Genomic DNA, 15,000 nt, shown 5'->3' with positions numbered 1-15,000 from the left:
GCCAGCCTGTCTGTGCGCGCAGGCTGTCCGGAATTAAGGCGTTTTTGACTGCTTTTTCGGATCAGCCGCTGGCACAGTAAAAAAATAAGGCCATTGCTCTTGAAATGCACGCAGAGTTCCCCATATGCATTTCATCAAATAATTTGCTTTCGCAATCAATCTTTTAGTCAGGTAAAAAATCATGGGCAAAATCATTGGTATTGACCTTGGAACCACCAATAGCTGTGTATCGGTGTTGGATGGCGACCAGGTTCGTATTATCGAAAATGCCGAAGGCGGTCGTACGACCCCTTCCATCGTGGCTTACATGCAGGATGGCGAAATCCTGGTTGGCGCTCCTGCCAAACGCCAGGCGGTCACCAACCCCACCAACACTATCTTCGCTGTCAAGCGCTTGATCGGTCGTAAGTTCACTGAAAAGGCAGTTCAGACAGACATCGAGCACGTGCCTTACACCATCACTGCCGCCGACAATGGCGACGCATGGGTGGAAGCTCAAGGCAAGAAGATGGCACCTCAGCAAGTGTCCGCCGACATCTTGCGCAAAATGAAGAAAACCGCCGAAGACTACCTGGGCGAAGAAGTAACCGAGGCCGTGATTACCGTGCCTGCTTACTTTAACGACAGCCAGCGTCAGGCAACCAAGGACGCAGGCCGAATTGCCGGTCTGGAAGTCAAGCGCATCATCAACGAGCCTACCGCCGCAGCTTTGGCTTTCGGTCTGGACAAGGCTGACAAGGGTGATCGCAAGATCGCTGTGTACGACTTGGGTGGCGGCACGTTTGACGTGTCCATCATCGAAATCGCCGACATCGACGGTGAGAAGCAATTCGAAGTGCTCTCCACCAACGGTGACACCTTCCTGGGCGGCGAAGACTTTGACAAGCGCATCATCGACTACATCATTGACGAGTTCAAGAAAGAAAGCGGCGTTGATCTGTCCAAAGACGTGCTGGCCTTGCAGCGCCTGAAAGAGTCCGCTGAAAAAGCCAAGATCGAACTGTCTTCCACGCAGCAGACCGAAATCAACCTGCCTTACATCACGGCAGACGCTTCCGGTCCCAAGCACTTGAACCTGAAGATCACTCGCTCCAAGCTGGAAGCGCTGGTTGAAGACCTGATCGAACGCACGATCGAGCCTTGCCGTGTTGCCATCAAGGATGCTGGCGTGAAGGTTTCGGAAATCGACGACGTGATCCTGGTCGGCGGCATGAGCCGTATGCCCAAGGTGCAAGAGCGCGTTAAAGAGTTCTTTGGCCGTGACCCACGTAAAGACATCAACCCTGACGAAGCTGTTGCCGCTGGTGCAGCCATTCAAGGTTCCGTGTTGTCCGGCGATCGTACTGACGTCTTGTTGCTGGACGTGACTCCTCTGTCCCTGGGTATTGAAACCCTGGGTGGCGTCATGACCAAGATGATCCAGAAGAACACCACGATTCCTACGCGTCACTCGCAAGTGTTCTCCACGGCTGACGATAACCAGCCTGCTGTGACCATCAAGGTGTTCCAGGGCGAGCGTGAAATCGCTGCCGGTAACAAGGCTCTGGGCGAGTTCAACCTGGAAGGCATTCCACCAGCAGCACGTGGCCTGCCACAGATTGAAGTGACCTTCGACATCGACGCCAACGGTATCTTGCACGTGTCCGCCAAAGACAAGGGCACAGGCAAAGAGAACAAGATCACCATCAAGGCAAACTCCGGTTTGTCCGACGAGGAGATCGAGCGCATGGTGAAAGATGCCGAGGTCAACGCAGCAGAAGACCACCGCATCGCTGAGCTGGCTGTTGCACGCAACCAGGCCGAGGCTTTGATTCACTCTACCCGCAAGTCCATGACGGACTACGGCGACAAGCTGGAAGCGGAAGAGAAAGAAGCCATCGAGAAGGCCATCGCTGATCTGGAGGAAACTCTGAAAGAAGGCGATAAGGAAGCCATCGACGCCAAGGTGGAAGCACTGGGTGTGGCCTCGCAGAAACTGGGCGAGAAGATGTACGCCGACATGCAGGCTCAAGCCGCAGCACAGGAAGGTGCTGAAGGCACAGCCCAGCAGCCCGCCGACGAGAACGTGGTCGACGCTGACTTTAAAGAAGTCAAACGCGATCAGTAATTGCGAGCCTGAATAAGGTTCCCTGGCCCGATCTTTGGCGGCATACGCTGGAGATCGGGCATTATTATTCAAACAGCGGCGTTTGGACGTCGTTAATCAAACATGGCAAAACGCGATTTATACGAAATTCTCGGTGTGGCCAAAAATGCGACGCAGGATGAAATCCGCAAGGCGTATCGCAAGCTGGCCATGAAGTTCCACCCTGACCGTAATCCGGATAGCAAGGACGCCGAGGAAAAGTTCAAGGAAGCCAAGGAAGCGTACGAGATCCTGTCCGACGAACAGAAACGCGAAGCCTATGACCGCTATGGTCATGCCGGAGTCGATCCCAATGCCGGCATGGGCGGTATGGGTGGCGGCATGGGCGGGGCCGGATTTGCAGACGCCTTTGGCGATATATTTGGCGAAATCTTTGGTGGTGGCGGCGGACGTCGTGGCGGTGGCCCTCAGGTTTACCGTGGCGCGGACTTGCGCTATTCGCTGGATATCAGCCTGGAGCAGGCAGCAGCCGGTTTTGATACTGAAATTCGTGTACCAAGCTGGGAAAACTGCGAAACCTGCTCGGGTTCGGGTGCCAAGCCCGGTACCTCTGCACAGACTTGCCGCACTTGCCAAGGTAGTGGCGCGGTCCGTATGCAGCAGGGTATTTTCAGCATGCAGCAAACCTGCCCGACCTGTCACGGTAGCGGCAAGGAAATTCCTGATCCCTGCGTGGTGTGTCACGGCGAAGGCAAGGTCAAGAAGACCAAGACTTTGCAGGTCAAGATTCCAGCCGGTATTGATGATGGCATGCGCATCCGCTCCAGTGGCAATGGTGAGCCTGGCGTTAACGGTGGTCCTGCCGGTGACTTGTATGTGGAAATCCGCATCAAGCCGCACGGTATTTTCCAGCGTGATGGCGAGGACCTGCATTGCGAACTGACCATCCCCTTTACCACGGCGGCCTTGGGCGGAACGGTGGAAGTGCCTACCCTGACAGGGCGTGGCGAAATCACCATCCCTGAAGGCACCCAAGTGGGCAAGACCTTCCGCTTGCGTGGCAAGGGTATCAAGGGTTTGCGTTCCAGCTACCCCGGTGACTTGTACTGCCACATTCAAATCGAGACACCTGTACGTCTGAACGAAGAGCAAAAGAAATTGCTGCGTCAGTTTGAACAGGCCTTGAGCGATGGTGGCGTCAAGCACTCGCCAAAAAGCGAATCCTGGACGGACAAGGTGAAGGGTTTCTTCTCCTGAATCCTGGCAGGGCTCCAGCAAGGAGTCGCCAAGTAGAAAGTAAAAAGCCCGGTACTTTTGTACCGGGCTTTTTTACGCCTGCTCAAAGTTCAGGCAAGCGGGGTTGCTGGCTTGATCAAGGTTGGGCATCCAGTGGCTCTGGAGCCGGCGCTGTCACCGGAGCCTGTTCTGCGGTTTCAGGTGCTGGCGTGGCGGCACCTTGCTTTTGACGCTCATGGTCAGCGGCAATCGCTACGACCATTTCCTTGGGTTTCAGGTATTTGCGCAAAACCGCATTGACTTGCTCCGCATTGAGCTTTTGCAGATCCTGGTCCATTTTCTCGGACCATTCAAAGCTGCGGCCCAGGTCCAGGTAATTCAACCACGCACTGCTGACCACGGTGTCCTGGCTGCGCGACAAGCGGCGGTAGTTCAGCAAGGCATTCACACCTTCCTTGACCTCTTGCTCGCTAAAGCCATCTTTCAGTGTTTGGGCCAGGACCTCGTCGATAGTCTTGCTCAACTTATCGCTATTGCTGGGAGCGTGAATGGCATAGACCGTCCACGAACCCTTGGGTTCATAGCTGGACGCATCCACCTGGCTGCGTACGTTGTAGGACAAGCCATCCTCTACGCGCACACGGTTCCACAAGCGCGAGGTTTCAGATAGGCCCAGCAAGTAGTTTGCCAGGTAGACAGCTGGAAAGTCCGCATCGCTGTCTTGCAGTTTCAGGCCCAGGTCCGCCAGATAGAAGGCATTTGCCTTGTCCGGCGTGTTGATGTCAAAGACCTTGGGAGCCACGGTCTGCAGTGGATCGTCCGGACGCTGGTAGGTCGGGGCTTTGCGCCAGCCTTTCAAACCATCGGCCAACGCCTTGCGAACCTCGTCCTTGTCAAAGTCACCCACGGCGCTAAAGGCGACATCACCCGTACCGTAGAATTTTTGATGGAAATCCCGCACCTGTTTGATGTTAATCGCCTGGACTCGCTCTATGCCTTCTTCAAAGCTGGGCGTGTAGCGGATATCGTCTTTGGGCCATGGGTTGGTGTAGCGTTCAATCGCTTGGCTGGCCAAAGCAGCAGGTTCAGTGCTGGCCGATTTCAGATCGGTGACCACGGCTTGCTGATATTTCTTCAGCTCGTCCTCGGGGAAGTTTGCGTTGCGCAGCACGTCCAGCGCCAGAGCAATGGCTTTGGGCAGGTTCTCGCGGTTGGAGGACAAGCTCAGGTACAGACGACCATTGGAGCCGCTGGTGCTGAACTGGGTTTGCATGGCGGTGAACTGATCAGAAATCTGTTCGCGGTTCAGTTTCTTGGTACCGGTGCTCAGCAGGCTGGCGACGGCAGCAGCGGTAGCGGTCTGGTTCTTGAGCTGATCAGGTGAACCAAACTTGAAGGACAAGCGAGCCTCCACGCGTTCCGCGCGAGTTCCCTTGGGCAGCAGGGCCATTTTCACTTCGCCCAGATTCTTACCCAAGGACAAGGGCTGCAGATCGGTGCGAGCCATGATGTTGGCAGGGCTAGGATCAAAGGCTTCTACCGTTTTGCCGCCATCCTTGCCGGTGTAGTCCTGGACCAGCTTGGCCACATCAACGGTGCTGGCTTCAGGAGCTCGCAGCGGTTTTTCTGTGGGGATGTACAAGCCATTGCTGCGGTTGCTGGCGACTAACCAGGTTTCCAGCGCCTTTTGAACTTGGGGCAGCTTGGCAGCTTCGACCCGGTCGCGCTGCAGGAAAAACAAACGCCAGTCGCCGCTGGCCGCGGCTTCGGATAACGCGCTGGCCAGACTGGAGGGGTTGGCATAAGTTTGTGTCCAGCCCGTCATCCACTGGCTGCGGATGCGTTCCAGGTCCGTATCTTTCAACGGGGATTTGGCCAGGCCTTCCAGCGTGTCATTCATGACCTTCAAGGCCTTTTGCTGATCCATATCAGGTTTCAGCTCCGCACCAAACAGGGCGTAGCCTGGGTCGTGGCTTTCGGAATCAAAGCTGAATACGCTGGTGGCCAGGTTCTTGTTGACCAGATTCTTGTACAACTGTCCGCTGGGCGTGTCGCCCAAGGCGCTGATCCCCAGGCTCAAGTCCATGTATTCCGGGCTGGCAGCGCTGGGCAGGTGGTACAGCGACATGATCAAGGGCGCACCACCGTGACGGCGCAAGGTGACTGTGCGGGTACCGTCTTGCACGGGTTCAACCGTGTATTCGGGGCGCAGCGTGCGAGTCGGTTTTGGTATGGAGCCAAAGGCCTTGGCAATGTGCTCCAGAGTCTGATCGGTGTCGAACTGCCCGGTCACAAACAGCACCGCATTATCGGGCTGATAGTAGTCGTGGTAGAACTTGCGCAGTTGTTCAATATCCACGTTTTCGACGTCGGAGCGGGCGCCAATCGTGGTCTTGCCGTAGCTATGCCATTGGTACGCAGCGGCTGTCAGCTTTTGCATCAGAACACGGAAAGGGCTGTTTTCACCGCTTTCCATTTCATTGCGTACCACGGGCATTTCCGCTTCCAGATCCTGCTTGTCGATTAGAGCGTTGACCATCACGTCGGCTTGCCAGTCCAGATACCATTTCAGGGTCTCGGGATCAGCGGCGAAGCTGGCAAAGTAATTGGTACGGTCGCTGGAGGTGGTGCCGTTGGCTTCCAGACCACGTTTGGAAAATTCTCCCAGCGCATTGCGCAAGGTGGGGGTGCCGCGAAACAGCATATGCTCCAGAAGGTGAGCCATGCCGGTTTGCCCATAGTTCTCGTGTCGCGAGCCGACCAGGTAGGTCATGTTGACGGTGGTCGTAGGTTTGGAATCGTCTGGGGCCAGAACAAGGCGCAAGCCATTGTCCAGCGTGTATTGAGTGACGCCTTCGACAGAGGGGCCTTGGGCCAGACCTGCGGGTAGGGCATAGGCTGCCAGCGAAGTGGACAGCAGCGCAGCCCCTGCAAGATGGCGCAGGCGCAGGGCGGCAATCAGTACAGAGAGTTTCATGAACACATCCTTACGGTTTTAGCGATGAAAAAGCCAGCCAAGCCGACCAGTGTCTTTTGTAGCATGGGGCCGTTTGGCTGGGTAGGCGACTTCTCTTGCAAATGTCCTGCACCATCGAAAAAAAGCCCACCAGGGGTACTGGTGGGCAAAACAGCAAGAAACCGGTCCCTGATCTTCAGTCAGGTTTGCGCTTGAGTCTGTGCAGCGCATCATGACGGAGATGGCCGATGCTGCCGGTCAAAAACTCGTGCAAGGCGGCCAGTTGGCCCGGATTGTGCTGAGCAGTGGCCTTGATAATGTGCTGCGCAGCGTGTTCCATATTGGCGATCAGGCGTTTACATCGTTCCTGATTGGGGTAGAGGCAAGTCATGCGTCCATCGCGAGGGTGTGGCTTGCGAGTCAGATAACCAGCGTGCTCCAGCCGGGTAATCAGGGCGTGGTTGCCACTAGGGCTAAGGTGCAGGAGCTGAGCCAGCCTGCCCGGTGACAAGTGTTTGAGCTCCAGTACAAATTCCAGTGCCTTGTATTCGTTCAGGCTCAGGCCCGCTTCTTGTGCCAGTTCGTGCTTGTTGGCTTCCATATAGACATCGAACTGACGCACCATCATGCGCACAATGTCGCCTTGCATATGCCCTGACAGGATCTCCTCCTGACTCTTGGTTTCGGTCCAGCGTGTCGTCAGGGGCAGTTTATGCGGCATACGCACTAATCCTTAATGTGCTCCACCACTTAGTAGTCCGTTTACTAAGTTGGTAACCGGTGCGAGTACGCCTGCGTTGGCAGTGTCATTGTTGCCTAGTCCGCCAGTTAAGCCGCTGACCACGTTGGTAACGGGTGCGAGTAGGCCTGTGTTGGCAACGTCATTGCTGCCTAATCCACCTGTTAAACCACTGACCAGATTGGTAACTGGGGCGAGTAAGTTGGTGTTGGTTGCATTGCTGCCGACCAAGCCATTGAGTAGCCCATCACCAGCTTGCAGTGGAAATCCACCTTGGGCTAGAGCATCGGTTGCATTGGCGAGGCTGCTGGTTAAGTGATTTAACGTGTTCGTAATGAAGTAAGGGTTATCTGGGGGGTTACGGAGAAAATCGCCTACGCTGCTGACAGTGCCACCGACGCCATATAGCAGCTTTCCTGCAGCGGGCCCAATCTCTAGAGGAAGTGAGGATTGTGCGAGGAGTTCACCTAGTAAATCAACGTTGTTTCCTGCAAGATCTAGGGCTTTGCCTGTGTCGTCCGTGACTCGTCTAAGGTCGATTGCCTCCATAACGCGATCCGACCAACGTTGTATATCTTGCATGTTTACTTCTGAATCAAGCGTCGCCCCAATGTCTATAGCTACAGGTCGTAACCTAAAAGGAGTAACGTTATCGACTGCTTGACCGACATTGCCTAAGCTCGTTGCGAATGTGCCAGACGGTGGAGCGGATAGAAGGTTACTGGTAAGTAGATTTTGATTCGAGGCTAGACCCGCGGGAATGGCCAGAGTATTTGCTCCTATAACATCGGCCTGTGCAGTCATGGAAAAGAGACTGGCTGTCAGGCTGAGCACAACGATCCTGCTGGATGTAAAACGTGTCTTTGTGATCATGACTTACTCCATTTGAAGATCAGGGTTGCTCAGACATTTCAGAAGTGAAATAGTGAGTTCCTGGGGGATAGGAATGGGGCGGGGTACGCCCCATCCCCCGTGCTTAGCGAGGGCCGCCCAGCAGTCCACCGAGCAGTCCGGTTACCGGTGCCAGCAAGCCGCCATTGTTGGTGCCTGCAGCGGCTCCACCACCAGCGTTGACGCTGCCCGAGGCGCTGGTATCTACGGAAACAGTTGCACCGCCGCCCAGGCCGCCCACCAAACCACCGACCAGGCCTGTCACGGGAGCCAGCAAACCGCCATTGGCTGAATCACCGCCTGCCAGGCCGCCAGTCAAACCACCGACCAGGCCCGTCACGGGCGCCAGCAAACCGCCATTGGCTGCATCACCGCCGCCCAGGCCGCCTACCAAACCACCGACCAGGCCCGTCACGGGAGACAGCAAGCCACCGTTGGCTGTGTCGCCGCCACCCAGACCACCCGTCAAACCACCGAGCAGGCCGGTCACAGGGGCCAGCAAGCCACCGTTGCCAGCATCACCACCGCCCAAACCCCCAGTCAGTCCGCCGAGCAAGCCGGTTACTGGCGAGAGCAGCCCGCCTTCCCCATTACCTGTCAGCCCGCCAGTCAAGGAGGCGACAGCTTGTGTGGCGTGATTCAGGGTGTTGCCCAGCGGGTTCGTGTTGGTATCTGTTTTATGCAAGAGGCCACCGACCGAGGCAACAGCCTGACCCAAGTGGTTAACGGTGCCGCCCAGACCCAGAGGGGTTGCGCCATCAATCTGCGTACCCACATTGCTCAGGGCGCTGCCTACGCCACCCAGCAAAGCATTGATAGGCTGACCAACACCCAGACCGTCACCCACTTGTTGGGTGACATGAGTGACCGTTGCACCAACAGGAGCGACTACGGTGTCCAGGGTCTCGCCGACATTGCCCAGGATGGGGTTCAAGCCAATGGGCAAAATGTTGTCGACTGTCTGGCCTACATTTGCCAAGGCAGGTTCCAGGATAGGGGCAGCATCAGCACCATTGAGCAAGTCGCCCAGCCCCAATTGTCCTGTCAGGGGATACAGCAGACTGCCTTCACCCAGCAGGGAGCCTGTCAGTGCAGCAACACCGCTGGTTGCATGGCCCAGTACGGCTGTCAGCGGCTTAGGATTGTTTGCATCAGCGTGAAGCAGGCCGCCTGCGCTACCCACGGCATTGCCCAGACCGCTCAGCAAGCCTCCAACACCCTGGCCCAGATTCAGGGGCAGGCCGCTGTTACCCAATTGCTCGCCCAAGTTGGTGACGACGCCGCCAACTTGCTGTGTCAGACCATTGATGGGTTGGCCCAAGCCGGTTGCGCCACCAATTTGTTGAGTCAGGCCTGTTGCCGTGTCCACGACAGGAGCGACTACGGTATCCAGTGTTTTGCCCAGTTTGCCGCCGGTATCTTGCAAGCCGACTGGCAGGACGTTGTCGACGGCTTCACCTACATTATTCAGAGTGGTTTCCAGTGGGCCCGGTGTACGCGTGGGGGGATTGCCGCCGTTGTCACCACCGCCGTTATCGCCACCGCCGTTATCGCCACCGCCGTTATCGCCACCGCCGTTGTCACCGCCGCCGTTGTCGCCACCGCCGTTATCGCCACCGCCGTTGTCACCACCGCCGTTATCGCCACCGCCGTTATCGCCACCGCCGTTGTCACCACCGCCGTTGTCGCCGCCGCCGTTATCGCCGCCGCCGTTGTCGCCGCCACCAGTGCCTGGGCCTGGATTGGTGGGGGTTTCCGATCCGCCGCCACCGCTGCCACTACTGCCACCACCACCGGATAAACTGCCGCAGGCAGTCAGCGCTAAAGTGCTGGCCATAAGGGTGGCCAGGAGTGTCAGGCGCAGGCCTGGTTTCTTGCTGTCTGTATTTTTATGCATTGCTTGCTCCAATAAATGATCGGGGGACTTGCTTGCTTCCTGAGTCTAGTTAAGCAATTCACGTGCCAATTTATTGGCTTGCCTGCAGGCCGCATGTAAGCTGGGTTTGGCGAAAAGTAGAGGAAAAAAAGAGGGCTATTTGTTACGGGTTTTAGGGGCTGGGCGGAACGTGTTACGTAACAAAAAAAGAACCGCTGACAAGCAGCGGTTCCGTAGAGGCTGAGCAGGGTGCTCAGGAGGCTCGTGGCACCAGGGCCTTGGCATCCAGCCAGGCTTTGGTGTTTTGCCTGAAGGTGCTCATGCTGTCGACCAGAAAGTCGTACATGGCAATCAGCTGGGCAGGGTTTTGATTCGCCGCCGTGTTGATTGCCTGGTTGATAGCACGTTCCTTCACAGCCAGGACTTCACGGCATTTGTCCATTACCGGATGCAAGGCAATCACACGCTTGTCCAGGGGGTGGCGGCCGCGGGTAATGTAGCCCCTGTGTTCCAGACGGTTGATCAGGGCGCTGACACCGCTGGCACTCAAGTCCATCAAATGAGCCAACTGACCTGTAGGCAATGCATCGAATTCCATGATGTATTCCAGTGCTTTGAAATCATTCAAGGGGATATTCGCTTCTTCGGCCAAGCTGGCTTTCAGGGCTTCTGCGTAGATGGTGAACTGACGGCCCAGCATTTTGCCCAGATCCATCAACATCTTTTCTGACAACATGCTTTGCTCATCGCTGTGTGAGGACCAGCTGGAGCGAGCCCCGGCGCCTTGGGCGCCAGGATGAAAGCTCACTGGCAAACTGACCGGGTTCATGACTTTATTCATCATTTCCGGCCACCTCCCAGCAAGCCACCGAGCAGACCAGTTACCGGGGACAGCAAACCACCATTGGCTTGTTCGCCGCCGGCTGCGCCAGCGTTTGCCTGTACGTTGACGCCACCTGTCAGGCCACCGACGAGACCACCGACCAAACCGGTAACGGGTGCCAGCAATCCACCACCAGCCTGACCTTCTGCTGCTGCGCCACCACCGATCGAAACACTGCCTGTGATGCCACCCAAAAGACCCGTGACAGGAGCCAGCAAGCCACCGTTGGAGGCATCACCACCCGTCAGGCCACCAGTCAAACCGCCCACCAGATTGGTGACGGGAGAGAGCAAGCCGCCGGCCGCGCCGTCACCGCCACTCAAGCCACCAGTTAATCCACCGACCAGATTGGTGACAGGGGAGAGCAAGCCGCCGCTCGCGCCGTCGCCGCCAGCCAAGCCACCAGTTAGTCCACCGACCAAGCTGGTGACAGGGGCCAGCAATCCACCGCTAGCACCATCGCCGCCACCTACACCACCTAACAGTCCGGTAACGGGTGCCAGCAAGCCACCACCTTCTCCACCTGTGATACCGCCCAGTCCGCCCGTCAGGGAGGCGACGGCCTGGGTGGCGTGATTCAAGGTATTACCCAGGGGGTTGGTATTTGCATCAGTCTTGTGCAGTACACCACCCACCGAGGCGACGGCCTGACCCAAATGGCCTACCACACCGCCCAGCCCCAGAGGTGCTGCATTGTCCAGTTGGCTGCCCACATTACCCAAAGCGCTGCCAACACCACCGAGCAAGGCGTTGATGGGTCGGCCAACACCCAGGCCATCCCCCACTTGTTGGGTCACATTAGTGACGGTGGCAACCACAGGCGCTACCGTGTTGTCCAAAGCACCGCCCACATCACCCAGAATAGGGTTCAGCCCCAGTGGCAGAATGTTATCTACGGTTTGTCCGATATTGCCCAGTGCAGGCTGCAGGACAGGCTCTCCCCCCTCTGCCAACAAGATACCCCCCAGGCCTAGCTGCGCTGTCAATGGATGCAGCAGGCTGCCTTCTCCCAGCAAGGAGCCGGTCAGCACTTCTATGCCTTTGGTGGCGTGGTGCAAGGTGTTGCCCAGTGGATTGGGATTCTTGGGATCGTTGACCAGCAAGCCGCCGACCGAACCCACGGCTTGACCCAAGTGGGACAGTAGACCGCCCGCACCCTCACCCAGGTTCAGGGGCAGGCCGGTTTTGCCCAGTTGATCGCCCAGATTGGTCACTACACCGCCGACTTGAGTAGTCAAGCCGTTGACGGGCTGCCCCAGTCCGGTCACACCACCGACGGTGCGTGTGGCATCCGTCACGATATTGGTAACGGGCTTGAGCGCGCCATCCAGCGTTTTGCCCAGTTGATTGCCTGTTTTGCTCAGGTTCAAAGGCACTACGTTGTCGACAGCCTGGCCCAGATTGCCCAGTGCATTTTGGGTCAGGCTAGTGTCCTTGCCACCGCCGTTGTTTCCGCCGTTATTGCCGCCGCCGTTGTCGCCACCGCCGGTACCGCCGTCACCGGGCTTGGGCAGGTTAGGGTCAACAACAGGGGGGCGAACCGACACATCCAGGCCGTCGCGAACACCGCCGCGCGAGGAGCAACCGGCCAGAACGGCGGCGCTGATGACCAATGTAGCGACAACGGCACGTTGCAAGTTGCGTTGTACCGAGGCGTTTCTTGCTGAATTCCTTGCTTTCATGTCTGACTCCGATTTGAAGTGTAAGCACGCCCTTCAAGGGCTGTTGATAGACATGAAGCAAGTAGCGTGCCAAGTTCTGTTTTTGTTGTTGTGTTTTATTTTTGTTGTTGTTAATCAGTGTGTTGTGAGTTTTTCTGGTTTTTGTGGATCAGGATTTCATCAAAAAACAGGGTCGGTGTGAGCGTGTTTAGGGCTGTTTTTGTGGGGTGTTCCGTTCCTGTTACGTAACGTTTTTCGTAACACCTGAGGCCGGAATCTGCCGAAATGGAAAACAAAAAAGGCCATCTTGCGATGGCCTTGGGGAAAAATCGGCAGTAAGGGTACCGGCAGGATGCCTGCTAAAAACCGTCGTAGAAGAACAGAAAGTTGGTGTTCAAGCGCACTTTGCGTTTGTCGGAGTTAACCGGCAAATCGCCCAGCGGTTTGGCGACGTTGATGTCAAACAGATAGTGTTTGTTATTGGACAGCCGTACACCAATGGCAGCGGAACGCAGGCGTCGATTGTTATAGCTGTTCAGTCGCTCCAGGTTGTACCAGGCGCGTGCCCAGTCATAGGCAATATAGGGCTGAATGTTGTTGAGCCAGGTGGAGGAGTTCGTAAAGCGTCGATTGATTTCCAGCGTGGCGCCTATGCCTTTATCGCCAGCCAGCTCGCCTTGCGGATAGCCATAGCCATGTCGCCAGGCACCAAAAGAAACCTGTTCGGAGTTTGGCAGGACGTTTGAGCTGTACTGGCCGCTGGCCGAAAAGCTCATGCCAAACTGCCCTGGCAAGGCCAGATTCTGCTTGAAAGAGGCGGTCCAGCGGGTGAAGTCCAAGTCCAGATCGGACTCGGCGTCACGTTGCAAGTAGGTGTTCAGAGACTTGCGGGCGCCCATGGCATCCAGACCCTTGTACACCCCCAGATTGACCTCGCGAGATTGACGCTGCGAGGCATCGGTATAGCGCAACTCAGCCTTCAGGGCGCGCACGTCGGTGGTGTTCTCGATCCAGACATTGTCCAGCGTCTTGTGGGTGTAGTCGTCCAGGGAGCGACTGGCATAAAAACCTGCCGTGCCTTTCAGACTGCGTTGATTGTTCAAAATAAAGGGATAGCTGATCGCCGCCCCGATACGTTCGTTGATGACCTTGCGGTTCCAGCCCTGGCTTTCCAGAACTTCATCACGCGGCTTGGAACGGTAGTGATAGCCATCAATCTCCAGATTCAAGCCATTACCGGTCAGGGGAATGGTCAGGTTGCCGCTGACGTACTTCACGTCCTCAGAGCTGGTGGGGATGGCGGCAGTCAGCTTCAGCTCTTCGCCCAAAGGCGTCAGGCTATTGGCGCTTAACTGCACCAGAGCCTGTTTGCTGGAGCCCATTTCCGCCACGCTGGCATTTGCGCTGAAAGATTTGTGCTGTGCATTGATGACCAGCTCGGAGGCGCCATCAGTACGTACGGGCATGTCCAGCTTGGGATCTATTTTCAGGCCCGGAACGGTGCGCAGCAGATTCATGGTGCGCTCCAGCGTGCGCTGGGTAAGCGGCTTTTCATCCACCATGGCTTTGGCGATACGCTCGATGCGAGCCTGGCTGCGACCTGGATCGCCTTCAATACGAACACTGCCTACATGCCCTTCCACCACCGTGACTTTGATGTGTCCTTGCGCAAAGTCCTGTTGCTGCAAGATGGCAAAAGACAGGGGGTAGCCCTGCTGCTGATACAGGGCGGTGATCTTGTTCACCTCGTTGATCAGCTGGGCAATGCTAAGCGTTTTACCGGCCAGCGGTTCCAGAATCGCGGTGATCTGTTCAAAAGGAATGCTGCGACTGCCGCTGACATCAAAGCTGCGCACCACCACTTGCAGCTGTAGTTGCTGCTGCAATTGAGTCTGGGCGGCAGCGGGCGGAATGTTTAGAGATGGCGCACGCGTGCTGGGGGCCGGTGCATTAATGGGCGGCAAAGAGTCGACCGGGTTCCCCCGCAAGGGGGCGTCCGCCCAACTTACTGAACCAGTAGCGGCCAGCCCCATAAATAATCCCAAGCTCACAATCAGGCTGGGATTTTTTTTTCTAAGGAAGGCCAGTGACAAGTGATGCTTGGGATTCATATTCATTAATCATTATTCGCTGTAAATCGGGCGCTTTTTTCTACTGTGCCGTAGTTTAACTTCGCTGTCACTTTTTGCTGTTTGAAAGCAGGGTATTTCCTCTTAGTGCTTTAAAATACTTTAACTATTACATTTTGAAACGTAAAAAAAATAGCCCTGATTTAGCTCGTTAGCAAACAGTCTTGTATGTCTGTATTCATGCTTAGTTGAGGCTGCGCGGGTTTTCCCTTGCTAACAGCAATAAATTGAAAAAAAGCTACTTTCTTTCAAGTAATTAAAGCTGGCTTGCAGACGTCTTGCAGCAGTAGCCGGTCAGTTTTTCTGTTGCATTCTGAAATGATAAAAACAGTAACATTAACAAACTTCGACACAATACAGGTAAGTAAAGGTTTCAAATTAGCTGTTTTTTGGCCTTTTTCTATGGGAAATTGGCTGTTGTAAATACACAATCATGCGTTTTTCGTATCTTTGGGCTAGAATTCGTTTGTGTATTTGATGTTTGTTACACGTAAACCCTAGTAAAAACAGATACATACATGGGTTTAAGATGATTTCAACTGA

Annotated in this window: 9 protein-coding genes; 2 read left to right on the top strand and 7 right to left on the bottom strand. The window is 55.9% G+C overall.

Annotated elements, in window-relative coordinates; genetic code table 11:
• Window positions 1-181: 181 nt before the first annotated feature.
• Both dnaK and dnaJ read left to right on the top strand, forming a co-directional pair.
• On the top strand, window positions 182-2,107 hold the full coding sequence (gene dnaK, locus NIZ92_RS14200) for a molecular chaperone DnaK (RefSeq protein ID WP_035272098.1): 1,926 nt from the start codon (window positions 182-184) through the stop codon (window positions 2,105-2,107).
• A gap of 102 nt (window positions 2,108-2,209) precedes the next feature.
• Window positions 2,210-3,343 carry a molecular chaperone DnaJ gene (dnaJ, locus tag NIZ92_RS14195; RefSeq protein WP_009459542.1) on the top strand — a complete coding sequence of 378 codons (1,134 nt, stop codon included), beginning with the start codon at window positions 2,210-2,212 and terminating at the stop codon, window positions 3,341-3,343.
• Between the two features lie 115 nt (window positions 3,344-3,458).
• Here the strand turns inward: dnaJ and NIZ92_RS14190 are convergent, their stop codons facing one another.
• The 7 genes from NIZ92_RS14190 to NIZ92_RS14160 all read right to left on the bottom strand — a co-directional run bounded on the left by NIZ92_RS14190 (window position 3,459) and on the right by NIZ92_RS14160 (window position 14,439).
• Entirely contained in the window at window positions 3,459-6,299 is a 2,841-nt protein-coding gene (locus NIZ92_RS14190; RefSeq protein WP_254002131.1) for a pitrilysin family protein, read from the bottom strand.
• Between the two features lie 175 nt (window positions 6,300-6,474).
• Window positions 6,475-6,999 carry a MarR family winged helix-turn-helix transcriptional regulator gene (locus tag NIZ92_RS14185; RefSeq protein WP_254002130.1) on the bottom strand — a complete coding sequence of 175 codons (525 nt, stop codon included), beginning with the start codon at window positions 6,997-6,999 and terminating at the stop codon, window positions 6,475-6,477.
• A gap of 12 nt (window positions 7,000-7,011) precedes the next feature.
• Entirely contained in the window at window positions 7,012-7,890 is an 879-nt protein-coding gene (locus NIZ92_RS14180) for a hypothetical protein (RefSeq protein ID WP_254002129.1), read from the bottom strand.
• Between the two features lie 103 nt (window positions 7,891-7,993).
• Window positions 7,994-9,805, bottom strand: coding sequence for a collagen-like triple helix repeat-containing protein (locus NIZ92_RS14175; protein ID WP_254002128.1), 1,812 nt, complete (start codon window positions 9,803-9,805; stop codon window positions 7,994-7,996).
• Between the two features lie 232 nt (window positions 9,806-10,037).
• Window positions 10,038-10,628: a MarR family winged helix-turn-helix transcriptional regulator gene (locus tag NIZ92_RS14170; protein WP_254002127.1), complete on the bottom strand. Its 591-nt coding sequence runs from the start codon at window positions 10,626-10,628 to the stop codon at window positions 10,038-10,040.
• The gene (locus NIZ92_RS14165) at window positions 10,625-12,349 is read right to left on the bottom strand and encodes a collagen-like triple helix repeat-containing protein (RefSeq protein WP_254002126.1); all 1,725 of its coding nucleotides are present in this window, start codon (window positions 12,347-12,349) and stop codon (window positions 10,625-10,627) included. The genes NIZ92_RS14170 and NIZ92_RS14165 overlap by 4 nt, the downstream gene beginning before the upstream one ends.
• Window positions 12,350-12,687: 338 nt before the next feature.
• Window positions 12,688-14,439: a ShlB/FhaC/HecB family hemolysin secretion/activation protein gene (locus NIZ92_RS14160; RefSeq protein ID WP_238441761.1), complete on the bottom strand. Its 1,752-nt coding sequence runs from the start codon at window positions 14,437-14,439 to the stop codon at window positions 12,688-12,690.
• Window positions 14,440-15,000: the final 561 nt, after the last annotated feature.

The organism is Alcaligenes sp. 1735tsa3 (assembly GCF_024134565.1).
In the GTDB taxonomy this organism is placed as follows: Bacteria; Pseudomonadota; Gammaproteobacteria; order Burkholderiales; family Burkholderiaceae_B; genus Alcaligenes; species Alcaligenes phenolicus.
The sequence above is the reverse complement of the archived record's forward strand: the minus strand, read 5'-3'. Positions and strand labels throughout refer to the sequence as shown.

Bases quoted from the DNA above. Each gene is read 5' to 3' on its own strand.
- NIZ92_RS14165 (WP_254002126.1), bottom strand. From the start codon at position 12,349: ATGAAAGCAAGGAATTCAGCAAGAAACGCCTCGGTACAACGCAACTTG.
- NIZ92_RS14175 (WP_254002128.1), bottom strand. From the start codon at position 9,805: ATGCATAAAAATACAGACAGCAAGAAACCAGGCCTGCGCCTGACACTC.
- NIZ92_RS14170 (WP_254002127.1), bottom strand. From the start codon at position 10,628: ATGATGAATAAAGTCATGAACCCGGTCAGTTTGCCAGTGAGCTTTCAT.
- dnaK (WP_035272098.1), top strand. From the start codon at position 182: ATGGGCAAAATCATTGGTATTGACCTTGGAACCACCAATAGCTGTGTA.
- NIZ92_RS14160 (WP_238441761.1), bottom strand. From the start codon at position 14,439: ATGAATCCCAAGCATCACTTGTCACTGGCCTTCCTTAGAAAAAAAAAT.
- NIZ92_RS14185 (WP_254002130.1), bottom strand. From the start codon at position 6,999: ATGCCGCATAAACTGCCCCTGACGACACGCTGGACCGAAACCAAGAGT.
- dnaJ (WP_009459542.1), top strand. From the start codon at position 2,210: ATGGCAAAACGCGATTTATACGAAATTCTCGGTGTGGCCAAAAATGCG.
- NIZ92_RS14190 (WP_254002131.1), bottom strand. From the start codon at position 6,299: ATGAAACTCTCTGTACTGATTGCCGCCCTGCGCCTGCGCCATCTTGCA.
- NIZ92_RS14180 (WP_254002129.1), bottom strand. From the start codon at position 7,890: ATGATCACAAAGACACGTTTTACATCCAGCAGGATCGTTGTGCTCAGC.